27 protein-coding genes are annotated in these 21,615 nt (G+C 70.2%); 10 read left to right on the top strand and 17 right to left on the bottom strand.

Going from position 1 to position 21,615, the window contains the following annotated elements:
• Positions 1–18 precede the first annotated feature (18 nt).
• From leuB to leuC, 5 genes are read right to left on the bottom strand one after another with little or no spacing between them, the layout of a single operon-like run.
• Positions 19–1,071, bottom strand: coding sequence for a 3-isopropylmalate dehydrogenase (leuB, locus tag A2790_RS09550; RefSeq protein ID WP_293390493.1), 1,053 nt, complete (start codon positions 1,069–1,071; stop codon positions 19–21).
• A 15-nt stretch (positions 1,072–1,086) separates the two neighbouring features.
• A complete protein-coding gene (locus A2790_RS09545) occupies positions 1,087–1,389 on the bottom strand; it encodes a putative quinol monooxygenase (protein WP_293390490.1) in 303 nt (100 codons plus the stop codon).
• Positions 1,386–1,997: a 3-isopropylmalate dehydratase small subunit gene (leuD, locus tag A2790_RS09540; protein ID WP_293390487.1), complete on the bottom strand. Its 612-nt coding sequence runs from the start codon at positions 1,995–1,997 to the stop codon at positions 1,386–1,388. Before leuD ends, A2790_RS09545 begins: the two co-directional genes overlap by 4 nt.
• On the bottom strand, positions 1,997–2,851 hold the full coding sequence (locus A2790_RS09535; protein WP_293390484.1) for a VOC family protein: 855 nt from the start codon (positions 2,849–2,851) through the stop codon (positions 1,997–1,999). Before A2790_RS09535 ends, leuD begins: the two co-directional genes overlap by 1 nt.
• The gene (gene leuC / locus A2790_RS09530; protein ID WP_293390481.1) at positions 2,848–4,257 is read right to left on the bottom strand and encodes a 3-isopropylmalate dehydratase large subunit; all 1,410 of its coding nucleotides are present in this window, start codon (positions 4,255–4,257) and stop codon (positions 2,848–2,850) included. Before leuC ends, A2790_RS09535 begins: the two co-directional genes overlap by 4 nt.
• Before the next feature lie 127 nt (positions 4,258–4,384).
• Between leuC and A2790_RS09525 the strand changes: the two genes are divergently transcribed.
• A complete protein-coding gene (locus A2790_RS09525) occupies positions 4,385–4,663 on the top strand; it encodes a hypothetical protein (RefSeq protein ID WP_293390478.1) in 279 nt (92 codons plus the stop codon).
• A gap of 28 nt (positions 4,664–4,691) precedes the next feature.
• Positions 4,692–5,594 (top strand): LysR family transcriptional regulator, encoded by a 903-nt coding sequence (locus tag A2790_RS09520; protein WP_293390475.1) that lies wholly within the window; start codon positions 4,692–4,694, stop codon positions 5,592–5,594.
• Between the two features lie 85 nt (positions 5,595–5,679).
• Here the strand turns inward: A2790_RS09520 and rplS are convergent, their stop codons facing one another.
• Genes rplS through A2790_RS09505 form a run of 3 tightly spaced genes read right to left on the bottom strand, consistent with a single transcriptional unit; the run spans position 5,680 to position 7,461 of the window.
• Entirely contained in the window at positions 5,680–6,087 is a 408-nt protein-coding gene (gene rplS, locus A2790_RS09515) for a 50S ribosomal protein L19 (RefSeq protein ID WP_293390472.1), read from the bottom strand.
• Positions 6,088–6,108: 21 nt separating this feature from the next.
• Positions 6,109–6,819, bottom strand: coding sequence for a tRNA (guanosine(37)-N1)-methyltransferase TrmD (gene trmD, locus A2790_RS09510; RefSeq protein WP_293390469.1), 711 nt, complete (start codon positions 6,817–6,819; stop codon positions 6,109–6,111).
• A 39-nt stretch (positions 6,820–6,858) separates the two neighbouring features.
• The gene (locus A2790_RS09505; RefSeq protein ID WP_293390467.1) at positions 6,859–7,461 is read right to left on the bottom strand and encodes a hypothetical protein; all 603 of its coding nucleotides are present in this window, start codon (positions 7,459–7,461) and stop codon (positions 6,859–6,861) included.
• Between the two features lie 84 nt (positions 7,462–7,545).
• Here A2790_RS09505 and A2790_RS09500 point away from each other — a divergent pair, with 84 nt between their 5' ends.
• Positions 7,546–8,433, top strand: a complete 888-nt coding sequence (locus A2790_RS09500; protein ID WP_293390464.1) for an acyl-CoA thioesterase II — start codon at positions 7,546–7,548, stop codon at positions 8,431–8,433.
• A 66-nt stretch (positions 8,434–8,499) separates the two neighbouring features.
• Positions 8,500–9,372: an acyl-CoA thioesterase II gene (locus tag A2790_RS09495; RefSeq protein WP_293390461.1), complete on the top strand. Its 873-nt coding sequence runs from the start codon at positions 8,500–8,502 to the stop codon at positions 9,370–9,372.
• Between the two features lie 128 nt (positions 9,373–9,500).
• On the opposite strand, the gene rimM is transcribed toward A2790_RS09495, so the two are convergent.
• From rimM to A2790_RS09475, 4 genes are all read right to left on the bottom strand, one after another.
• Complete coding sequence (gene rimM / locus A2790_RS09490) at positions 9,501–10,007, bottom strand: ribosome maturation factor RimM (protein ID WP_293390458.1); 507 nt, start codon at positions 10,005–10,007, stop codon at positions 9,501–9,503.
• 11 nt (positions 10,008–10,018) lie between these two features.
• Positions 10,019–10,564, bottom strand: coding sequence for a 30S ribosomal protein S16 (gene rpsP / locus A2790_RS09485; protein WP_293390455.1), 546 nt, complete (start codon positions 10,562–10,564; stop codon positions 10,019–10,021).
• 24 nt (positions 10,565–10,588) lie between these two features.
• Positions 10,589–12,103 carry a signal recognition particle protein gene (ffh, locus tag A2790_RS09480; protein WP_293390452.1) on the bottom strand — a complete coding sequence of 505 codons (1,515 nt, stop codon included), beginning with the start codon at positions 12,101–12,103 and terminating at the stop codon, positions 10,589–10,591.
• A gap of 165 nt (positions 12,104–12,268) precedes the next feature.
• On the bottom strand, positions 12,269–12,526 hold the full coding sequence (locus A2790_RS09475; protein ID WP_293390449.1) for a hypothetical protein: 258 nt from the start codon (positions 12,524–12,526) through the stop codon (positions 12,269–12,271).
• 191 nt (positions 12,527–12,717) lie between these two features.
• Here A2790_RS09475 and A2790_RS09470 point away from each other — a divergent pair, with 191 nt between their 5' ends.
• The 3 genes from A2790_RS09470 to A2790_RS09460 are packed head-to-tail and all read left to right on the top strand — an operon-like array spanning position 12,718 to position 14,884.
• Entirely contained in the window at positions 12,718–13,896 is a 1,179-nt protein-coding gene (locus A2790_RS09470; protein WP_293390446.1) for a GAF domain-containing sensor histidine kinase, read from the top strand.
• Positions 13,897–13,955: 59 nt separating this feature from the next.
• Positions 13,956–14,492 (top strand): methylated-DNA--[protein]-cysteine S-methyltransferase, encoded by a 537-nt coding sequence (locus A2790_RS09465; RefSeq protein WP_293390443.1) that lies wholly within the window; start codon positions 13,956–13,958, stop codon positions 14,490–14,492.
• A complete protein-coding gene (locus A2790_RS09460) occupies positions 14,489–14,884 on the top strand; it encodes a DUF4345 family protein (protein ID WP_293390441.1) in 396 nt (131 codons plus the stop codon). Before A2790_RS09465 ends, A2790_RS09460 begins: the two co-directional genes overlap by 4 nt.
• Here the strand turns inward: A2790_RS09460 and A2790_RS09455 are convergent.
• Entirely contained in the window at positions 14,848–16,236 is a 1,389-nt protein-coding gene (locus A2790_RS09455) for a hypothetical protein (RefSeq protein ID WP_293390439.1), read from the bottom strand. The genes A2790_RS09460 and A2790_RS09455 overlap by 37 nt on opposite strands.
• A gap of 136 nt (positions 16,237–16,372) precedes the next feature.
• On the opposite strand from A2790_RS09455, the gene A2790_RS09450 reads away from it, so the two are divergent.
• On the top strand, positions 16,373–17,224 hold the full coding sequence (locus A2790_RS09450; protein ID WP_293390437.1) for an aspartate/glutamate racemase family protein: 852 nt from the start codon (positions 16,373–16,375) through the stop codon (positions 17,222–17,224).
• A 20-nt stretch (positions 17,225–17,244) separates the two neighbouring features.
• Positions 17,245–17,772: an SRPBCC family protein gene (locus A2790_RS09445; RefSeq protein ID WP_293390434.1), complete on the top strand. Its 528-nt coding sequence runs from the start codon at positions 17,245–17,247 to the stop codon at positions 17,770–17,772.
• Here A2790_RS09445 and A2790_RS09440 read toward each other — a convergent pair.
• Together A2790_RS09440 and A2790_RS09435 are read right to left on the bottom strand one after the other, a co-directional pair.
• Entirely contained in the window at positions 17,748–18,473 is a 726-nt protein-coding gene (locus A2790_RS09440) for a pyridoxamine 5'-phosphate oxidase family protein (RefSeq protein WP_293390431.1), read from the bottom strand. The two genes, A2790_RS09445 and A2790_RS09440, sit on opposite strands and share 25 nt — an antisense overlap.
• Positions 18,470–18,676, bottom strand: a complete 207-nt coding sequence (locus A2790_RS09435; RefSeq protein ID WP_293390428.1) for a hypothetical protein — start codon at positions 18,674–18,676, stop codon at positions 18,470–18,472. The genes A2790_RS09440 and A2790_RS09435 overlap by 4 nt, the downstream gene beginning before the upstream one ends.
• A 92-nt stretch (positions 18,677–18,768) precedes the next feature.
• Between A2790_RS09435 and A2790_RS09430 the strand changes: the two genes are divergently transcribed.
• Positions 18,769–20,214, top strand: a complete 1,446-nt coding sequence (locus A2790_RS09430) for a PLP-dependent aminotransferase family protein (RefSeq protein ID WP_293390425.1) — start codon at positions 18,769–18,771, stop codon at positions 20,212–20,214.
• Between the two features lie 9 nt (positions 20,215–20,223).
• On the opposite strand, the gene A2790_RS09425 is transcribed toward A2790_RS09430, so the two are convergent.
• Both A2790_RS09425 and A2790_RS09420 read right to left on the bottom strand, forming a co-directional pair.
• Positions 20,224–20,760, bottom strand: a complete 537-nt coding sequence (locus A2790_RS09425) for a carboxymuconolactone decarboxylase family protein (RefSeq protein ID WP_293390422.1) — start codon at positions 20,758–20,760, stop codon at positions 20,224–20,226.
• Positions 20,761–20,879: 119 nt separating this feature from the next.
• Positions 20,880–21,437 carry a peroxiredoxin gene (locus tag A2790_RS09420; RefSeq protein ID WP_293390420.1) on the bottom strand — a complete coding sequence of 186 codons (558 nt, stop codon included), beginning with the start codon at positions 21,435–21,437 and terminating at the stop codon, positions 20,880–20,882.
• Between the last annotated feature and the right edge of the window lie 178 nt (positions 21,438–21,615).

Here is a 21,615-nt window from a genome sequence, read left to right as displayed (position 1 = left end):
GACGGAGGGAGCGCTGGCCTAAAGCGCCGCCAGCACAGCATCGCCCATCTGCGCGGTGGAGAGCGTGCCCCCCAGGTCGCGGGTACGGGCGCCGCTCTCCAGCGCCTTCTCGACCGCGGCGAACAGGCGGTCGGCCTCGGCCGGGCGGTCCAGCGACCAGCGCAGGGCCATCTCGAACGACAGGATCGCCGCCAGCGGATTGGCCACGCCCTGGCCGGCGATGTCGGGCGCGGAGCCGTGGATCGGCTCGTAGAGGCCCGGCGTGCCCGGCAGGCCCAGGGCCGCCGAGGGCAGCATGCCCAGCGATCCCGTCAGCTGGGCCGCCGCGTCCGACAGGATGTCGCCGAACAGGTTGTCGGTGACCATGACATCGAACTGCTTGGGATTCTTGACGATCTGCATGGCCGCGTTGTCGGCCAGGATGTGCTCCAGCTCGACGTCGGCGTACTCGCGCTTGTGCAGCTCGGTGACCACCCGCCGCCACAGCAGGCCGGAATCCATGACGTTGGACTTCTCGGCGCTATGGACCTTGTTGCGGCGGCCGCGGGCGAGCTCGAAGGCCACCCGGGCCACCCGCTCGATCTCGGCGGTGGTGTAGACCTGGGTGTCCACGGCGCGCTGGCCGCCGCCGGGCAGGTCCTCGATGAAGCGGGGCTCGCCGAAGTAGATGCCGCCGGTCAGCTCGCGAACGATCATGAAGTCCAGGCCCTCGACCAGTTCGCGCTTCAGGCTGGAGGCGTCGGCCAGCGGCTGGAAGCAGAGCGCCGGGCGCAGGTTGGCGAAGACGTTCATGCCGGCGCGCAGGTTCAGGAGGCCCGCCTCGGGGCGCTTGTCGCGCGGCGCGTCCACCCACTTCGGCCCGCCGACGGCGCCCATCAGCACGGCCTTGGCGGTCTTGGCGGCGGCCAGGGTCTCGTCGGTCAGCGGCACGCCGTGGGCGTCGTAGCTGCAGCCGCCGAACAGCCGCTCCTCGATGGCGAGGTCGGGCGTGAGCTTCTCCGCCACGCGGCGCACCTGCGCCGTCACTTCGGGCCCGATCCCGTCGCCGGGCAGGAGCAGCAGGTCGGTCATGGATATCCCCGAAAGCTAGAGCGCGCGTTCCGCGGCGACCTCGTAGAGCGAGAGGCGGCGATCGGAAACCCCGAACTGCGGCCAGGCCGCGCGCCAGGCGGCCATGTGCGGCTGCTGAAAATGCGCCTGGAGGGCCGCTTCGTCGCGCCAGGCTTCGAATACCCGGATGAGGCCGGGATCCTGGACATCGACGGCGTAGGAATAGGTCAGGCACCCGTCCTCGGCGCGGCTGGCGGCCAGCATCGCCTCCATGTGCGGACGGAAGGCCTCGATGTTCTCCGGCGGCACGCGCACCGTGCCGGCGATCAGGATGCTCACGCGCGCTCCAGCCAGGGCCGGTCCAGGGCGCGCTTCTGCTCATAGAGGTCGATCGCGGGCGCCGCCTGCAGCGTCTCGCCGATGGCGTCCAGGCCCTGCAGCATCTTGGCCTTGCGCTGGGCGTCGATATCGAAGCGGAAGACCGCGCCCGACGGGGAGGTCACCGTCTGGGCCTCCAGGTCGATGCTGGTGACGTGATTGCCGCCGCGGGCCTCGTCCATCAGCTGCTGCACCTCGTGGGCCTTGAGCACCACCGGCAGCAGGCCGTTCTGGAAGCAGTTGTTGTAGAAGATGTCCGCGAAGCTGGTGGAGATCACGCACTTGATCCCGAAGTCCATCAGCGCCCAGGGGGCGTGCTCGCGCGAGCTGCCGCAGCCGAAGTTGTCGCCGGCGATCAGGACGCCCGCGGCTTTGTAGGCCGGCTGGTTCAGGACGAAGTCGGGCTTCTCCTTCCCCTGCTCGTCGAAGCGGTACTCATAGAACAGGCCCTTCGCGAGTCCCTTGCGCTCCACCGTCTTCAGGAACTGCTTGGGGATGATCTGGTCGGTGTCAATGTTGGCCAGCGGCAGGGGCGCGGCCTTGGCGTCGAGGCGGGTGAAGGCTTCCATCAGGCGGTTTCCAGCTGGGGCTCGGCGCTGAGCAGGATCGTCGGCACGCCCGCGGGGGCGTTGCGGATGGTGAAGACGTGGGTGCCCGGCTTGCGGCCCGTCCGGACCTCCGAGACGTCGAAGCCGGCGGTCGCAATGCGTGCCTGGGCCGCGTGCGGCTCGGCCACGCGCCAGGCCAGGCCTCCCGAGCGGTCGGGCTCGTCGGTCGGCGGCGCGCCGATGCGGGCGCCCATCTCGATGACGGTCCGGCCGACCTTGAAGAACAGCTGGCGCGCATTCCACTTGGGGTTCTCGCGGTCCAGCCGCAGGTCGAGGCCGAGCTTGGCGCCATAGATAGCCAGGGCGCGGTCGACGTTCGGCGTCATCACCACGACGTGGTCGAGCTCGGTGACCGGCGCCTCATCCGCCGGCGTCGCCTGGGGCCAGGGCTGGGCGGGTTCGGCCATCAGCAGGATTCGCATGCCGCCCGTGGCGGCCAGGTCGAGACGGGAGCCGACCCACTCGCGGACTCGGCCGTCATCTGCGGTCGTGCTCACGGGCGCGGGGTCGGTCGTCGGGATGCCCCGGCGGTTCAGCAGCTTCACGTCGGCGGCGAGGTCGTCGCTGGCGAAGGCCAGGGCCCAGACGCCCTCGCCGGAGGCGTCCAGGTGCGCCCGCACCCCGTCCGCAAAGGCGCCCCCGCCCTCGGGCGCGATCAGGTCCAGGGCCATGTTGGGGAACTGGAACCAGGCTTGGCGCACCCCGCCGCCCCGGCCGATCCACTCGGGCGTGACGCCGAAGAGGCGCCCATAGCCGTCGACCGCTGCGTCCAGGTCGCGGACCGCGAGGGCGACGTGGTCGAGACCCGTAATCACAGGAAGTCCCGCACGTCGGCGATATGGCCGGCGATGGCGGCGGCCGCGGCCATGGCGGGGCTCATCAGGTGGGTGCGGCCCCCGCGGCCCTGGCGGCCCTCGAAGTTGCGGTTCGAGGTGGAGGCGCAGCGCTGGCCGCTGGTCAGGCGGTCGGGGTTCATGCCGAGGCACATCGAGCAGCCGGGTTCGCGCCATTCGAAGCCGGCGGCCTTGAAGATCTCGTCCAGGCCCTCTTCCTCGGCCTGGGCGCTGACCAGGCCCGACCCCGGAACGATCATGGCGCGGACGCCGGGGGCGACCTTGCGGCCCTCCGCGATCTTGGCCGCGCTGCGCAGGTCCTCGATCCGGCTGTTGGTGCAGGAGCCGATGAACACTACGTCGACCTTGGCCTCGGTGATTGGCTGGCCGGCGGACAGGCCCATGTATTCCAGCGCCCGTTCCGCCGAGGCCCGCTTGTCCGGGGTGTCGAAGCTGTCGGGCGAGGGCACGGTTCCGGTGACCGGGATCACGTCTTCCGGGCTGGTGCCCCAGGTGACGGTCGGCGCGATCTTGGCCGCGTCCAGCACGATCTCGCGGTCGAAGACGGCGTCTTCGTCGGTGAAGAAGGTCTTCCAGTAGGACAGGGCCATCTCCCAGGCCCCGCCCTTCGGCGTGGACGGTCGGCCCTTCAGATAGGCGAAGGTGGTCTCGTCGGGCGCCACGAGGCCAGCGCGGGCGCCGCCCTCGATGGTCAGGTTGCAGAGGGTCATGCGGCCCTCCATCGACAGGGCCTGCACGGCCGAGCCGGCGTATTCGATCACATAGCCGGTGCCGCCGGCGGTGCCGATCTCGCCGATGACCGCCAGGGCGTAGTCCTTGGCGCCGACGCCGGGGGCCGGCTCGCCCTCGATGCGGACGCGGAAGTTCTTGGCCTTCTTCTGGCGCAGCGTCTGGGTGGCCAGGACGTGCTCGACCTCGGAGGTGCCGATGCCGTGCGCCAGGGCGCCGAACGCGCCGTGGGTGGAGGTGTGGCTGTCGCCGCAGACGATGGTCATGCCGGGCTGGGTGCGGCCCTGCTCGGGTCCGACCACGTGGACGATCCCGTTCCGGATGTCGCCCATGGGGAAATATTCGATCCCGTAGTCCGCGACGTTCTTGCCCAGGGTCTGGAGCTGCAGCCGCGCCTCCTCGTCGGCGACGGCGTCGACGCCCAGGGCTTGGCCCTCGGTCGGGACGTTGTGGTCGGCGACGGCCAGGGTGCGGTCCGGCCGGCGCACCGCGCGGCGGTTGGCGCGAAGGCCCGCGAAGGCCTGGGGCGTGGTCACCTCGTGGATGAGGTGCAGGTCGATGTAGAGGATCGCCTCGCCGTCCTGCGTGTCGACGACGTGGGCGTCCCAGATCTTGTCGTAGAGGGTCTTGCCGGCCATGGCCGTGCATGTAGGTCCGCCGAGGCGGGGTCGTCTAGTGCTGCAACGCCGCATTTCATTAGATTGCTAATCAATAAGAAGGTGATCCGGGCTTTGGCCGGAGGCCGGATCGCGGGATACAGCCCTCATGGATGAGACGCCGGTCGGGGTGTTCGTGGTGACGCTGGAGGGGGTGGAGAACGGCGTCCCGCCGCCCCTGACCATACTGGCCTTCGTTGCTGTGTATGACGCGGCCGCGGCCGAGACGGTCGCCGTGCGGGAGGCGGAACGCGACGGCTTCGCCCAGGTCCGCGCCCTGCGCACCGCCGAGGTGATCGACGCTGCCGCCATGCCCGAGGACTTCCGCGAGGCCCTAGCCAATGCCCGGCGCTACGGCAGCTGGCTGATCGTTTACGAGCAACCCTGACGTTTTGCCGCGGGCGCCGGAAACCAGTATGCATACGGGTATGCCGAACACGCCCGACTGGGACCTGATGCAGAGCCTTCACGCGGTGCTGGAGGCCGGCAGCTTCTCGGCCGCGGCGCGCCTGCGACGCCTGACGCAGCCGACGCTCGGACGGCACATCGACCAGCTGGAGCGCCAGCTCGGGGCGCCCCTGTTCCTGCGCAGCCCCCGCGGCCTGCAGCCCACCGACCTGGCCCTGGCGTTCCGCCCGCACCTGGCCGACATGGCCGCCGCCGCGGAGGCGGCGGGTCGGGATGCGTCCGGCGTGGCCAGCGGGGAGGGGGGCGTGGTCCGCCTGGCGGCCAGCGAGATCGTGGGTATCGAGGTGCTGCCCGAGATCCTGGCCCGTTTCCGCCGCGCCCATCCCGGCGTCGACGTCGAGCTGACCTTGTCCAATAAGAACGAGGACCTGAACCGCCGCGACGCCGACGTGGCGGTGCGCATGTCCCGCCCCACCCAGAACAGCCTGGTGGCGAAGAAGGTGGGGGAGCTCAGCCTCGGCTTCTACGCGACACCGGACTACATCGAGCGCCACGGTCTGCCGGCCGACTTCGACGAGCTGGCCGGCCACACCCTGATCGGCTTCGACCGGGAGTTTCCCGAGATGGTCAGTGAAATGTCCATCGGCCGGCCGATCACCCGCGACCTCTTCGCCCTGCGCACCGACAACCACGTGGCCCAGCTGGCGGCGCTGCGGGCGGGCTTCGGCATCGGGACCTGCCAGCGGCAGATCGGCGAACGCTTCGGCCTGGTGCCCGTGATGCCCGACGCCTTCTCGTTCGGCCTGGATATCTGGATCTGCATGCACGAGACCCTGCGGGGAAGCCCGCGCATGCGCTTGATGTTCGACCACCTCGCCAAGGAACTCGGCGCCTACGTGGCGAAGGCGTAGGCGGGAAGGGCCTGGCGGCGGACATGGAAACGGCGGCCGGATCGCTCCGGCCGCCGTCCTGTCGTTCCGATGCTCGAAGCGGCTCTTAGGCCTCTTCGGTCTCCGGCGCGGCTTCGGTCGTCTTGGCGGCCATCTGGCGCTCGGCGATCCGGGCCGACTTACCGCGGCGGTCGCGCAGGTAGTACAGCTTGGCGCGACGGACGACGCCGCGACGCTTCACCTCGATGGAGTCGATGTTCGGCGACAGGATCGGGAACACGCGTTCCACGCCTTCGCCGAAGGAGATCTTGCGGACGGTGAAGTTCTCGTCGACGCCCTGGCCGGCCCGGGCGATGCAGACGCCCTCGTAGGCCTGGACGCGCTCGCGCTCGCCTTCCTTGATCTTCACGTTCACGCGGACGGTGTCGCCCGGGCGGAATTCAGGGATCTTGCGCGTCGCCAGCAGGCGGTCGGCTTCTTCCTTGCGGAGGGTTTCGATGATGTTGGCAGCCATTGTCGTCATCCTTACCGGGCTTCAATCGCCCTTTGCCTGTTGATTGGCAGGTCGCTGCGCCCACAAGTCCGGCCGCCGCTCCTGCGTGGTCTCTTCCCGCTTCGCCTGCCGCCACTTGCGGATGTCGCCGTGGTGGCCGCTCAGCAGGACCTCGGGGATGTCCAGCCCTTCGAACGTCCGCGGCCTCGTGTACTGCGGATGTTCGAGGAGCCCGTCCTCGAAGCTTTCTTCACTAAGGCTCATCGCCTGTCCCAGGACCCCCGGAACCAGCCGTACGCAAGCCTCGATCGCCACCATCGCCGCCGCCTCGCCACCGGCGAGGACCGCGTCTCCGACGGAGACCTCCTCGAACCCGCGGGCGTCGAGCACCCGCTGGTCCACCCCCTCGAACCGCCCGCACAGGACGATCAGTCCCGGACCGGCGGCCCATTCCTTCACGCGCGCCTGGGTGAGAGGGCGACCCCGTGCGCTCATGTACAAAAGCGGCCGTTCCCGCCGCTCCACGCTGTCGAGCGCAGAGGCGATCACGTCCGCCCGCATCACTTGTCCCGGACCGCCACCCGCAGGGGTGTCGTCGAGGAAGCCGCGCTTATCTGTGGAAAAGCCCCGAATGTCCACCGTTTCCAACGTCCAGAGCGCGGCCTCTCGCCACGCCGTCCCGATCAGGGAGACGCCCAGCGGGCCCGGAAACGCGTCCGGAAACATGGTCAGGACTGTGCAGTCGAACGACATGGCGGGTGAAGGCGCTGTTCAGGGCCGCGCCGTCAAGCCTCAGAAGAACCGGGCGTAGTAGGTATAGCGCTCGGCCAGGCGCTCGCCGCGGTCGATGCAGAGGGCGCCGCGCCGGCTGACGCAGGGGGTGTCGTCGTAGCGGACGCCGGCCTTCAGGCCGTAGGCCTCGGCCCAGGTGAAGTCGATCACGCCCCGTTCCGCCGGCCGAAAGCGGAAGCGCACGCCGTCCCGCTCGCCCGAGATCCAGCCCCGGCGGTTGGGAAGGCCGCCGATCCGGCCGTCGCGCACCTCGGCGGCGATCGCCTCGTAGGCCGGGCGGCGCGCCTGGAAGTTCAGCCGCACCCCGAGATCGTAGATTGGCGGGGACAGCGGGATCAGCGCGCCGCAGAAGGTCATCAGGACAGTCGGCGCCAGCCAGCCAGTCACGGGCTCACGCATCATGTGCCAGAAGCTCCAGGCCAGCAGCGCAGGCGGCGGAACCACATAGAGCGCCAGCAGCAGCATCGGCGCCACGGACGGAGGCGTGACCTCCATCAGTCGCGCGGCCGCCAGCATCACGGAGACGGCGAGCACCATCCACGCCACCAGCACGGCGGCGAGCCGTGTGCGCCACACGGGTCGGATGTAGGGGCTCTCTCCCATCACCTCAGGATGACGGTGCTCGCCGCGCCCGCGCAAGGGCGGCTGCGCCTTGCCGCCGGGCGCCCCGCAGCGTAATCGGCCCGCATGAGCGAGCCCCAGACGCCGGAAACCGAAGGCCAGGACGAGACCCTGGTCGAGACCCTGCAGCTCGAGCGGATCGAGATGAACCTGTTCCGGGGCACGACGCCGGACAACTCACCCGGCCGGATCTTCGGCGGCCAGGTGATCGCCCAGTCGCTGCTGGCGGCCTACGAGACCGTCGAGGGCCGGGTCTGCCACTCGTTGCATTGCTATTTCATCCGCCCCGGCGATCCGACCGTGCCGATCGTCTTCGAGGTGGACCGCAGCCGTGACGGCGGCAGCTTCACCACCCGGCGCGTGGTGGCGGTCCAGCACGGCAAGCAGATCTTCAATCTCGCGGCCTCCTTCAAGGATCCGGAGGAAGGCTTCCATCACCAGGCGCCCATGCCGGCCGGCCCGCACTGGAGCGAGCTGAAGGACCAGATGGAGGTCATGCGCGAGCTGATGAAGGACGCGCCCGAGCAGGCGAAGCGTTGGCTCTCGCGGCCCATGCCCATCGAGATGCGATCCAAGGACGCGCGCACCTACTGGATGGATGGTCCCAAGGAGCCGGTGGCGCAGAACTGGTTCCGCTGCCGCTCGCCCATCGGCGACGACGCCCACATGCACCAGGTGATCCTGGCCTACGCCTCCGACATGAACCTGCTGTCGACCGCCATGCGGCCGCACGGGGTCCATTGGCAGACGCCGGGCTTCCAGTCGGCCAGCCTGGACCACGCCATGTGGTTCCACGCCCAGGCCGACTTCAACCAGTGGCATCTCTACGTCCACGACAGCCCCTCGGCGTCGGACGGCCGGGGCCTGATCCGGGGCCAGATCTTCGCCGAGGACGGGACCCTGGTGGCGTCGGTGGCCCAGGAGGGCCTGCTGCGGATGAAGACGGCGAAGTAGAGCTTCACACCCGCCCGCTCGGAGCGTAAGGCACGCGCCTTCGCGACTGCAGCAATCGGGAACGCCATGACCGGCCAGACGCTCGCCGAAACGCTCAAGCTGGAGCGGCTGGAAGTGAACCTGTTCCGGGGCACGACGCCCGACGAGGAACAGCGCCAGAGGATTTATGGCGGCCAGGTGATCGCCCAGTCGCTGCTGGCGGCTTACGAGACGGTCGAGGATCGGGTCTGCCACTCGCTGCACTGCTATTTCATCCGCCCGGGCGACCCGTCGATCCCCATCGTCTTCGAGGTGGACCGCTCGCGCGATGGCGGCAGCTTCACCACCCGGCGGGTCATCGCCGTCCAGCACGGCCAGCAGATCTTCAACCTGGCCGCCTCGTTCCAGGTGGCCGAGGACGGCTACGAGCATCAGGCCGACATGCCGGACGCGCCGGGCTGGGACGACGTCGAGGGCGACGCCGAGATGCGCAAGCGGCTGCGCGCCGAGGCTCCCCCCGAGGACCAAGATTGGATCGACCGCGAGCAGCCGATCGAGATGCGCACCGTGGGCGGCCGGTTCGACATCGCCGCGCCTGAGCCGCGCGAGCCGAACCAGCAGGTCTGGTTCCGCGCTCGCCACCCGATCGGCGGCGACCCGCACATGCACCAGGTGATCCTGGCCTACGCCTCGGACATGAGCCTGCTGGGCACCGCGGTCCGCCCCCACGGGGTGAGTTGGCGCACGCCGGGCTTCCAGTCGGCGAGCCTGGACCACGCCATGTGGTTCCACCGGCCGACCGATTTCAACCAGTGGCACCTCTATGTTCAGGAGAGCCCCTCCGCCTCCGGCGGCCGGGGCTTCAACCTGGGCTACATCTACCGCGCCTCGGATGGCGCCCTGGTGGCGAGCTGCGCCCAGGAAGGCCTGATGCGGATGCGCAAGCCGAGGGCGAAGTGACTCAGAGCAATTGCTCCCCGTCGGGGGAGCTGTCGGCGACTGCCGACTGAGGGGGTCCGCTCAAAAGCTCGGGATGACCCCCTCCACCGCTTCGCGGTCCCCTCCCCAACGGGGGAGGAATTGGGGTGCTACTCCACCTCGTCCGGCTTTACGCCCACGACCACGCCGTCGGCGACGCGCACTTCGGGGACGGCTTCGCGGGTGAAAGGTAGGTACCAGGTGGCGCCGCCTTCGACGGGCGAGACCTCCAGCAGGTCGCCGGCGCCGAAGTCCTGGACGGCCTTGATGCGGCCCAGGGGCTCGCCCGCGGCATCGACCACCGACAGGCCGACCAGGTCCGTGACGTAGAACTCGTCCTCGTCAGGCTCGGGCAGCTTGTTCCGGGAGATGTAGAGCTTGAGGCCGCGCAGGGCTTCGGCCTGTTCGCGGGTCTCGATTTCCGTCGCGCGGGCGACGATCCCGCCCTTGGCGGGGCGCCCGGAGGTGAGCGTGAGGCCGACCGAGCCGTCCTGACGCTTCAGATCCCTGTAGTCCAACAGCGCCAGCGGCTCGGCCGTGAAGCTGGTGATGCGGACCTCGCCGCGGACGCCGAAGGCGCCCGCAACGCGGCCCACCTGGATGAGATCATCGCTCATCCAGACGCGCCTCAGGCCTTGTCTTCGCCTTCGGCCGCAGCGGCCGGAGCCTCTTCGGCGGGAGCTTCGGCGGCCGGAGCTTCTTCAGCGGCGGCTTCAGCCGCGGGCGCTTCTTCGGCAGCAGCTTCCGGAGCGGCTTCGGCGGTGGCCGGAGCTTCCTCGGCGACCGGCTCTTCCACCGGCGGCGGGTTGGCGGCGGCTTCGGCGGCGGCCGCGGCGCGGTCGGCTTCCTTCTGGGCCTTCTCCTCGGCGCGTTCGGTGGCCTTCTTGCCCGGCTTGCCCTTGTTCGGGTTGTTGCCGGCTTCCCACTTGGTCACGCCGATCTTGCCCAGCTCGCGGGCGACGCGGTCGGTCGGCTGGGCGCCCTTGGCCATCCACTCCTGGATGCGCTCGACCTTCAGCACGACGCGGTTCGGATCGTCCTTCTTGAGCAGAGGGTTGTAGGAGCCGACCTTCTCGATGAAGCGGCCGTCGCGGGGCGAGTGGCTGTCGGCGACGACGATCGAGTAGTAGGGGCGCTTCTTGGCGCCGCCACGGGCGAGACGGATCTTCAGCATTGTCGTAAGTCCTTGGTCTGAAATCTATTTCTTGAACGGATTGAAGCCCGGCGGCAGGCCGCCACCGAGGCCGGGAAGTTTCGGCATGCCGCCGGGCATGTTCTTGAGCTTGGCGGCCATTTCCTCGAGCTGTTCGGGCGTGGGCTGCTGGCCGCCGGCGGCCATCTGGCCCAGCTTGCCCATGTCCATGCCGCCCGCGCCGAGCATCTTGGCCATCTGGCCGAAGCCCTTGCCGCCGTTCTTGCTCAGCGACTTGAAGGCGTCCGCCATCTGGCGATGCTGTTTCAAGAGGCGGTTCACCTCGGCCACGTCCACCCCGGCGCCGGCGGCGATCCGGCGCTTCCGGGAGGCGGCCAGGATGTCGGGCTTCTTCCGCTCCTGTTTGGTCATCGACGAGATGATGGCCACCTGGCGGTCGAAGGTCTTGTCGGTCAGACCGCTCTCGGCGATCTGCTTCTTCATGTTCCGCACGCCGGGCAGGAGGCCCATCATGCCTTCCATGCCGCCCATGCGCTTCATCTGGGCGAGCTGGTCGGCCATCATGTCGAGGTCGAACTGACCCTTGGCGAGTTTCTTGGCCGTGGCTTCCGCCTTGGCCATGTCCAGTTCCTGGGCGGCCTTCTCGACCAGAGCGACCACGTCGCCGCGTCCCAGGATCCGGCCGGCCACGCGGGCCGCGTCGAACGCGTCCAGGCCGTCGATCTTTTCCGATACGCCGAGGAACTTGATCGGCAGTCCGGTGACGGCGCGCATCGACAGCGCGGCGCCCCCGCGGCCGTCGCCGTCGGCCCTCGTCAGCACCAGGCCGGTGAGCGGCAGGCGTTCGTGGAAGGCCTTGGCGGTGCGGACGGCGTCCTGGCCGGTCAGGGCGTCGGCGACCAGCAGGGTCTCGGAGGGGCTGGAGATCTTCGCGATCTCGGCCGCCTCGCTCATCATCGCCTCGTCGATGGTGGTGCGGCCGGCGGTGTCGAGGATCAGGATGTCGAAGCCCTGGAGCTTCGCGGCCTGCATGGCGCGGCGGGCGATGTCGGGAGCCGACTGTCCGGCGACGATCGGCAGGAAGTTCGCGCCAGCCTGTTCGGCCAGCATGCCCAGCTGCTCCATGGCGGCGGGGCGGCGGGTGTCCAGCGAGGCCAGCAGGACCTTCTTGCGTTCCTTGACGAGGCGCAGCGCCAGCTTGCCGGCGGTGGTGGTCTTGCCCGAGCCCTGGAGACCGGCCATCAGGATCACGGTGGGCGGGTTCAGCGAGAGGTTCAGCCCCTCGGGCTCGCCCTCTCCGCCCAGCATCTCCACCAGGCCGTCATAGGTGATCTTGACCACCTGGTCGGCGGGGCGGACCGAACGGATCACCGCCTCGCCGGTGGCGCGTTCCTTAGCCTTTGCGATGAAGTCGCGCACGACCGGCAGGGCGACGTCGGCCTCGAGCAGGGCCACGCGCACCTCGCGCATCGCCTCGTCGATATCCTTTTCGGACAGCACGCCACGGCCGGAGAGCCGGTCGAAAACCCCTGTCAGCCGATCTGTCAGCGCGTCGAACAAGTCGAACTCCTATGGCCCAAACGCAGTCGACCCCCGTGCACGATTGCGTGGACGGGGGGCCTCGCCGCCCTCGTCCCAGATAAGACCTGGGGGTCGTGGCGGTAGAGGGCGCTGACCGAGGTTGCGCCGGAAGGGGCGGCTTATGCGCTCAAAGCGAGGAAAAGGTCAAGGAACGGGGTCATCCGGTCGCGGCGACAGGCTCTCGACCCGCTCGCCGGAGATCGACACGATGTTCACGCCCAGCCCGATCTCGATCTCGCCCCCGGCCCGGTGGGTGACGACGATCTCCGGCTTTTCCACACCCGTGGATTCGAACCGGATATCGACCCGCCCACCCGTCAGCACCTTCGCCGCGTAGTCCCATGGCCGGATCACCACGATGCTCTCCTGTGGCTGTTCGTTGACGTAGGAAAAGCTGGGCATGCGGTCCTTCCGGTGAGGCTTGCCAGTTGCCGCCCGCGGCTCCCGCCCTGTCAAGGACGCCTGCGCTCCTCTGTCGCATAGCCGACAAATACGAGGAATTTCAGTGACTCCCGGGGCCGCGCAAGCCTACGGTTCGACGGGGCCGCGACAGGCCAGGGAGACCCGACATACCGCCCTCGATCGAAGATGATGTGGCGGCGATTGTCCGGATCGACGCCGTCCCCAGGATCCTCGAGGTGATCTGCCGCACCACCGGCATGGGCTTCGCCGCAGTGGCGCGTGTCACCGAGGATCGCTGGGTCGCCTGCGCCTTGCGCGACGAGATCGACTTCGGCCTCCAGCCCGGCGGCGAACTCAAGGTCGAGACCACCATCTGCAACGAGATCCGCGCGTCGGGCGAGGCGGTGGTCATCGACCATGTGGCCGACGACGCGATCTTCCGCGGCCACCCAACGCCGGCGCTGTACGGCTTCGAAAGCTATATCTCGGTCCCGATCCGGGTGCGAGGCGAGTTCTTCGGCACCCTCTGCGCCATCGATCCCCGCCCCGCGCGCCTGAAGGACAGCCAGGCGCGGGCGATGTTCGACCTTTTCGCCGAGCTGATTGCGAGCCAGCTCGACGCCGAGCGGCGGCTGGCCCAGAGCGAGGCGGCGCTTCTGGACCAGCGCGAAGCGGCCGAACTGCGCGAGCAGTTCATCGCCGTGCTGGGTCACGACCTGCGCAACCCCCTGGCGTCCATCGACGCGGCGGGCCGCCTGCTGCGCAAGACGCCGCTGGATTCCCGCGCCCAATCTCTGGTGTCGGCGATGCAGGGCAGCGTGCAGCGGATGGCGGGCCTGATAGACAATGTGCTCGACCTGGCCCGAGGCCGCCTGGGCGGAGGTTTCGTCGCCGAGCGTCGGCCGGAGCCGGAACTGGCCCGGACGCTGGAGCAGGTGGTGGCCGAACTGCGCCTCGCCCATCCGGAGCGCCGCATCGAGGCGGACATCCGGCTGGACCGCACGGTCAACGCCGACGGCCGGCGCCTGGCGCAGTTGCTGTCGAACCTGATCGCCAACGCCATCACCCACGGACACGAGGCGGCGCCGATCCGCGTCCAGGCGCTCGTCACGGGCGAAGCCCTGGAGGTATCGGTGGCCAACAACGGCGACCCGATCCCGGAGGCGGCGAGAAACCAGCTCTTCCAGCCCTTCACCCGGGCCATCTACCGGCCGAACCAGCAGGGGCTGGGGCTCGGCCTGTGGATCGCCTCCGAGATCGCCCGCGCCCATGCCGGCACGCTGGAGGTGACCTCGGACGCCGCCGAGACCCGGTTCACGCTGCGCATGCCGTTGGAGCCGGTGGCGGCGGTCGCGGAGTCCGCAGTCTAGCGGCGATCCATGTCCGAAAGCCGCGAGCGGTTATCGGCGAACGCGACTATCTTTGCAGCATGATCCAGTACGCCCTCTTCGACACGGCCATCGGCCACGCGGGCATCGCCTGGGGCGAACAAGGCCTGGTCGGCGTCCACCTGCCCGAGCGGGATCCGGAGACGGCCCGACGGTCGTTCCTGCGGCGGTTTCCCGAAGCGGTCGAGGCCACCGTCCCGGCCGGGCTCGACAAGACGGTCGGGGACATCCGCGCCCTGATGCGCGGCGAGAAGCCCGACCTCCTCGATGCGCCCATCGACCTGTCGCGGGCGCCCGAATTCCACGCCCGGGTCTACGAGATCGCCCGGGCGATCCCGCCGGGGGAGACCTTGACCTACGGCGAGATCGCCGCGCGGCTGGGCGACAAGCTGCTGGCGCGGGACGTCGGCCAGGCCCTTGGCAAGAACCCCTGGCCGATCGTCGTGCCCTGTCATCGGGTGACGGCGGCGGGCGGCAAGCCGGGCGGATTCTCGGCGCGGGGCGGGGTGAACACCAAGCTGAAGCTGCTGGGTATCGAGGGCGCCAAGGCGGCGGCGCAGGCGGACCTGTTCGCTTGAGCCCCGCCATCGAGCGTCGCCTGCTGCAGGCTTCTGTCGCGGTCGCCGGGATCGTGCCGGTGGGCGGCGGCCTGTGGGGGGTGCTGGGCGGCATGAACACCGTCGGCGTCACCGCCGCCAGCCATGGGCGCTACCTCTCCGGCCTGCTCCTGGGCATCGGCCTTGTGTTCTGGTGCTCGGTCCCGGCCATCGAGCGCCGCGGCGCGGTCGTTCGGACGCTGGCCGTCGTCGTGTTCGTCGGCGGCCTCGCGCGGCTGGCGGGCGTGCTGGAAACGGGCGCGCCGGGCGCGGTGGCGTTTCCGCTGGTCATGGAACTGGGCGTGACGCCGGCGCTGGCCCTGTGGCGGGAGCGGGTTCAGCGGGGGCTCGGCCCGCCCCTGACGCCCTCGTAGCGCCCCGCCGCCTCGGCGACGTCGCCCGGCTCGCCCTTGAGCGGGCCGCGCAGGAAGGCGTCCAGGATATCCACAGCCGCCCGCTGGGTCGCCGCGGCGCCACGTTCGCCACCCATGACCTGGGCGACTGCCCAGCGCCCCGGCGGGCTGAAGAAGTGGTCGGCGTCGGTGAAGCTGAAATGGTTCGCGCCGCCGATCGCATAGCGCCAGCCGCCGGCCGGGACCTGCGACAGGACGGCCTCGGTGGCCTCGACGTAGCGGGCGCGAAAGCCGGTTCCATCATGGTCGCTTTCCAGCAGCAGCAGCGGTCCCTGCAAGGCCTCGCCCCGCACCGCGCCATAGAGCATGCCGTCGATATCGGCGACGGCCTTGATCCGCGGGTCGTCGCTCGCGGCCAGGACGGCGGTGGCGCCGCCGAACGAGTGGCCGGCCGCGGCGACGCGGTTGGCGTCCAGCCGTCCTGCGAGGCGCGGACCCATCGCCCCGGGTCGGGCCAACTGGTCGAGCACGAAGCGCAGGTCGGCGGCGCGGACCGGGATCTGGCGCTCCATGTAGGCGATGCGTTCGGTCCCGCGGCCGTAATACTGGGCCGGCCCCGCGGCGCGGCCGTCGGCGAGCTGGGTGACGGCAGCTTCGTAAGGATGGTCCACCGCCAGCACGACGTAACCCCGGCTCGCCAGGCCCGCGGCGAGGCCGGTGTAGAACGCCCGCGGCGCTCCGTAGCCCGGCGAGAAGATCACCACCGGCCAGGTTCGGCGGGCGTTGGAAACGGGTGCGTTGGGCGTGGCGTGGGTGTCGGTCTCGCCGAACCGCCGGAACACGAAGCTGGGGAACGCCATGATGGGACCGGGCAGGCGACCCAGGCCGTCCAGATAGGGTGTCCCGCCGCCACGTGGATTGCCCGCCGGGCCGGGGTCGGCCGGGTACCAGGCCTGGACCACCACATTCCGGCGGTCCGCCGGGTCCGGCGTCGTCGCCTCCTCGCGGCTGGCGTCCACCCAGCGAAAGACCTGCTCACCAATGGGGTGCGGCCCTCGGGGCTGCGGCAGCACGGGCGCCGGCAGCAGCGCCCACGAGGCGAGGGCGGCGCCGATCAGGATCGCCAATCCCACGCCGCCCGCCCAACGCGACACAACGCCCGCCCGGCGGACGGGCAGGGCGGTGGCGGCGAGCAGCAGGTAGCCGGGGACGAACTGCCAGGTGAACCCCTTCAGGGCGTACTGCGCGCCGGCTACCAGGACGAGGCCCACGCACAGCACCGCTCGCGCCTGGCGGCCGCGGTTCGGCGCGGCCAGCCGCCAGACGGCCGCGGCGATCAGGCCCGCGAGCAGGATGGCGTCGATCGGCAGCATGGACGTTCGCTCCGGGCCCAAGGGGTCCGCCACACTCCGGGCCGACCGTGCAGTTCTGAACCGGAAGGTGTCATGGTCCGGCGCCGCGCGTCACGCCGTCGGTGACACCCTCGCCGACGCCCGCTAACACCGGATCATGAGCATCGGCGTGTTCGATTCCGGGGTCGGCGGCCTGACCGTCCATCACCGGCTGGTGGAGCGGTTCCCCGAGGCGGACTTCATCTACCTGGCCGACCAGGCCAACGCGCCGTATGGCGGGCGGTCCGGCGAGGAGATCGTCGAGCTGACCAGGGCCGGCTGCGTGCGCCTGTTCGAAGAGGGCTGCGACCTGGTGGTCCTGGCCTGCAACACCGCCGCCAGCGTGGCGCTGCGCCGCCTGCAGCAGACCTGGCTGCCCGGCTATCGCCGCGACCTCGGCCGGCCGGTCAACGTCCTGGGCATCGTGGTGCCGACCATCGAGGCGGCCACGGGCCTGCCCTGGGAGCATGAGGCCCAATGGCGCGAGGAGAAGGCCGAGAAGCTGGAGATCCTCGGCGTCTTCTCCACCCCGGCCACCACGAGGAGCCGGGTCTACGAGATCGAGATCGACAAGCGCCGGCAGGACGTGGCGGTCTTCTCCGAGCCCTGCCCCGAGCTGGCGCGGATGATCGAGGCCAACGCGCCCCGGGACGAGCTCGCCGCCACGATCCAGGGCCACGTGAGGGCGCTGGCCACCCGGATCGGCCGCAATCCCGACCGCGCGATCCTGGGCTGCACCCACTACGAGATCGTGGCCGACCTGTTCCAGGCCGCCCTGCCGCCCGGCACGCCCCTGATCCGACAGCCGGACGCCACGGCCGATGCGCTGGAGCGCTACTTCGCCCGCCATCCGGAATTCCAGCCGGGCACGGGCGCCGTTCGTCGCTTCCTGACCACCGGCGAGCCGGGCGCCCAGAACAGCCTGGTTGAGACATTCTGGGGAGGACCGCTAAGCTTCGAGCCGGCCTGAGGCAGGCCGGGGGCGAAACGATGCGATCGATGGTTCTGGCGGCGCTGGCCGCCGTGGCGTTCACCGGCGCGGCGCGCGCCGAGGTGGTCGAGACCGGAGCACAGGGCTTCCGCCTGAAGAGCGTGGTGCAGATCGAGGCTCCGCCGGCCCGCGTCTACCAGGCGATCGGCGAGATCGGGCGCTGGTGGGATGGCGCGCACAGCTATTCCGGCAAGGCGGAGAACATCACCCTGCCGCTGCAGGCCAACGCCTGCTGGTGCGAGACCATTCCAGGGGGCGGCAGCGTCCGGCACGGCGTGGTCGTCCTAGCCTGGCCCGAGCAGGGGATGATCCGGGCGGACGCGGCCCTGGGGCCGCTGCAGGACGAGGGGGTCAACGGCGCCCTCTTCTTCCGGATGAAGCCGAAGGACGGCGGGACGGAGCTCACGATCACCTACAACGTGGGCGGCGCGCGCGACTTCGTCCTCAAGGCGGCGCCCCAGGTCGACGGCGTCCTGACGGGAGGCTGGGCCCGGCTGAAGCGCTACGTCGAGACCGGCAAGCCGTAGGCCTGGGCCGCGGCCGTCAGCGCCGAGTCCAGCCGGGTCCCCTCCGCATACGGCGCCAGGTCCGCGGTCGGCGGCCCGCCGCTGCCCATGCCGGGCTCGGGCAGGGGCGCGCCGATCCGCGTCTCCACCGGAAACACGCCGCACCAGGCCGCCCAGGCGTCGTCGGCGGGCAGGTCGGTCACGCCGGTGTCCTTGATCTTCGCCGAGGCCTCCTCGATCTCCATCTCCACGAGGGCGATACGGCGCAGGTCGTCGTCGGTGGTGGGGCGCAGCTTCAGCGGCCGGCCCGCGTAGAGGCGGCCGATGAAGGCGTCCATCGCCGCCCGCACCTCCGCGAGGTCGCTCACCAGTCGGGCCCGGCCGAAGGCCATCACGGACCGGTAGTTCAGCGAATGGGTGATGCCGGAGCGGCCGACCACGAAGCCGTCCAGGAAGCTGACGGTCACGCAGACCGGCGCGCCCTCGGCCACCGTCGCCAGCATCCGGCTCGCGGCCGCGCCGTGCCAGTAGAGCTTGCGGTCTTCGCGCCAATAGGCGGTGGGGGTCACGAACGGCTGGCCGTCGATGACGTAGCCCACATGCGCCATGATCCCGGCGTCGAGCACGCCGTAGACCGCGGCCTCGTCGTAGTGGCCGCGCTGGGGCCGCCGCCGGACCTGCGAGCGCGCCGTGGGCGTGAAGGAACCGTCGGGCGGGCTCATGGCGCGGGTTCCGCGGGCGGGGTGGCCGCAGGAACCCGCGCCACGACGGGCGGCGGCTCGGGGAGAAGCGCCGCCACCGGCAGGGGCGTCAGTAGGCGAGGCAGGGCCAGGGCGACGAGGCCCACTGCAAGGGCGTAGGCCAGCGTCGTCATCGCGAGGCGGCGCAGCGCGTCGATTATCGGGTGGTCGTGGGTCGTCGGCATGGCCGCCTCCTTTCGGATTGGCGGGCTAAGCCGTATGTGGTCTGCTGGATAGGTCCACTTCCAACGATCTGGACAGACCATTCGGAGAGTCAATGAGCTGGGCTGACGTCTATCCCTGGGCCGCGCCGGAGACGGGGCGGCCGGTGATCCGGCAAGTCTACGACCAGGTGCGGAGCGCCATTCACACCGGCGCGCTCCGGCCGGGCGGCCGCCTGCCGTCCAGCCGCGACCTGGCTTCGCGGCTGGGTGTCGCCCGGGCGTCGGTGGTCGCGGCCTACGACCAACTCCTCGCCGAGGGCTATGCGGAGGGGCGGACCGGCTCGGGCACCTACGTCTCGCAGGACCTCTCGGGGGTGCTGGACCTGAAGGCCTCGCCGCAGGCTGCAGCCCCGCCGGTCCCGCCCGAGCGCATTCCGGACGTGGCGGGTTTCCCGGCGCCGCGCTCCACCGAGCCGATGACGTTTTCGAACGGCCGCACTCTGATGGACGCCCGCGCGCTGGACGCCTGGGCCGCCTCGACCCGGCGCGCGCTACGCACCCTTGGGCCGGATCACTTCGGCTATTCCGAGCCGGCCGGCGATCGGCGGCTGCGCGCGGCGGTGGCGGACTATCTGCGCGCCGCCCGCGGCGTGGTGTGCGAGCCCGATCAGGTGATCGTCACCTCGGGCGCGCAACACGCGGTCGACCTGACCTCGCGCCTGCTGCTGAAGCCGGGAGATAAGGTCTGGCTCGAGGATCCTGGCTATCCGCAGACCTGGCATGCCCTCACCTCCGGCGGCGCCCAGGGCGTGCCTGTGCCGGTGGACCGTTCGGGACTGGTCGTTCAGTCGGGGATCGCGTTCGCGCCGGACGCCCGCGCCGCCTTCGTGACCCCCTCGCACCAGTTCCCGTTGGGTGTGGCGATGTCGATGGGCCGGCGGCTGGAATTGATCGCCTGGGCGCGCGCCGCGGGCGCCTGGATCGTGGAGGACGATTACGCCTCGGAGTTCCGCTACGCCGGCGCGCCGCTGGCGTCGCTGCAGGGCCTCGATGGCGGCGAGCGGGTGATCTACGTGGGCACCCTGAACAAGTCGCTCTTCCCAGGGCTGCGGCTGGGTTACTTGGTGGCGCCCAAGGCGCTGGTGGAGCCGTTGTCGGCGCTGCGCCGCCTGGCCGACCGCCAGCCGCCCAGCCTGACCCAGGCCGTGACGCTGGACTTCATGGAAAGCGGCCAGTTCGCCGCCCACATTCGCCGCCGACGGCTAGCGTACAAGGCCCAGCGCGATGCGCTGGCCGAGGCGCTCGCCAGGCGGATGGGGGATGTCCTGGAGCCGGACGTTCCCGACCAGGGCATGCACCTGATCGCCTACCTGAAGGACGGCCGTTCGGACCTGGAGGCCGAGGCCCAGGCGGCGGCCCGGGGGGTGCTGACCCGGGCCATCAGTCCGCTGCACCACGCCGCCACGCCGCGCCATGGCCTGCTCCTCGGCTTCACCGGCTTCCCGGCCAAGGCGATGGACGCCGGCGTGGCGCGGCTGGCGGCGGCGCTAGGCGCCTGACGTCCTGGTTCAGGCCGCCAGGGCGGCCTCGGCGGCGATCACGCGGCTCGCGGCGTTGACCACGGCGGCGATGCGGAGCGCGGCCTGGATGCTCTGGGTCGGCACGCCGTGCTTCTTCAGCTCGGCCTCGTGCGAGTCCAGGCACATGCCGCAGCCGTTCACGGCCGAGACGGCGGTGGACCACAGCTCGAAGTCGGCCTTGTCGACGCCCGGGTTGGCCAGGATGTTCATCCGCAGGCGAGCGGGCAGGGTCTTGTATTCGCTGTTCGAGAGCAGGTGCAGCGAGCGGTAGTAGACGTTGTTCATGCCCATGATGGCGGCCGCGGCCTTGGCGGCGCTCTTGGCTTCGGACGAAAGGCCGGCGGCGTCGGCGGCGGCTTCGATGGCCTGGACCACGGTCGGCACGCCGAGGGCGTGGGCGGAGGCGACGAAGGTGCCCCACTTCTGCTGGTCGGTCAGCACGGTCTCGGAGGCCAGGCTGCCGAGATTCAGGCTGATGTCCTTGGCATAGGCGGGCAAGCCGTCGCGCAGGGCGTCGAGGGACATGGTGGTCTCCGGAAATGTCTGGGAGGCGCGCATCGGCGCGCGGGGCAGAAAATCCGGGGGCGCTCTGGGGGGAGAAGGGCGAGCGCCCCCGGACAGGCTAAAGGCTGCGCGGTGTGTGCTTACGCGGCCTTCAGGGTCTCGCCGCCAACCGAACGGTTGCACGGGCAGAGCTCATCGGTTTGCAGCGCGTCGAGGACGCGGAGCGTGTCCTGCGGGTTGCGGCCCACGTTCAGGTTCGTGACGTAGACGTGCTGTACGACATTGTCGGGGTCGACGATGTAGGTGGCGCGCAGGGCGACGCCCTCTTCCTCGTTCAGGACGCCCAGGTCGCGGGCGAACTTCCCGGAGTTGTCGGCGAAGTTCCAGATCGGCAGCTCGTTGAGATCCGGATGCTCGCGGCGCCAGCCGAGCTTGGAGTGCTCGTTGTCGGTCGAGCCGCCCAGGACCACGGCGTCGCGGTCGGCGAACTCACGGTTCAGGCGGGCGAACTCGGCGATCTCGGTCGGGCAGACGAAGGTGAAGTCCTTGGGGTAGAAGAAGATGACCTTCCACTTGCCGGGGAAGCTTTCCTTGGTGACGGTCTCGAACGCGCTCTCGCCGTTCTCCTCGTGGCGCATGAACTTGGGCTTCACACCCACGATCTTGAAGTCGGGCAGCGTCTGGCCAACACCCAGCATATGACTCTCCTTGAAATGCGTCGGCGGCCACAAGGGGAGGAGGGCCGCCGTGGCGGTGAGATAGGGGGCGTCGGCCGACAATTCCAATCGATAGTTTTTGGATATGGAATAGGTTGTGTCTATACTGAGCCGGACCCGCTGATGCGCGCGAGCGATCGCGCGGCCGGGACGAGGTTCG

This window comes from Phenylobacterium sp. RIFCSPHIGHO2_01_FULL_69_31 (assembly GCF_001824475.1).
Lineage (GTDB): Bacteria > Pseudomonadota > Alphaproteobacteria > Caulobacterales > Caulobacteraceae > Phenylobacterium.
Note: the sequence above shows the minus strand (reverse complement) of the source record. Positions and strands in the feature narration are given on the sequence as shown.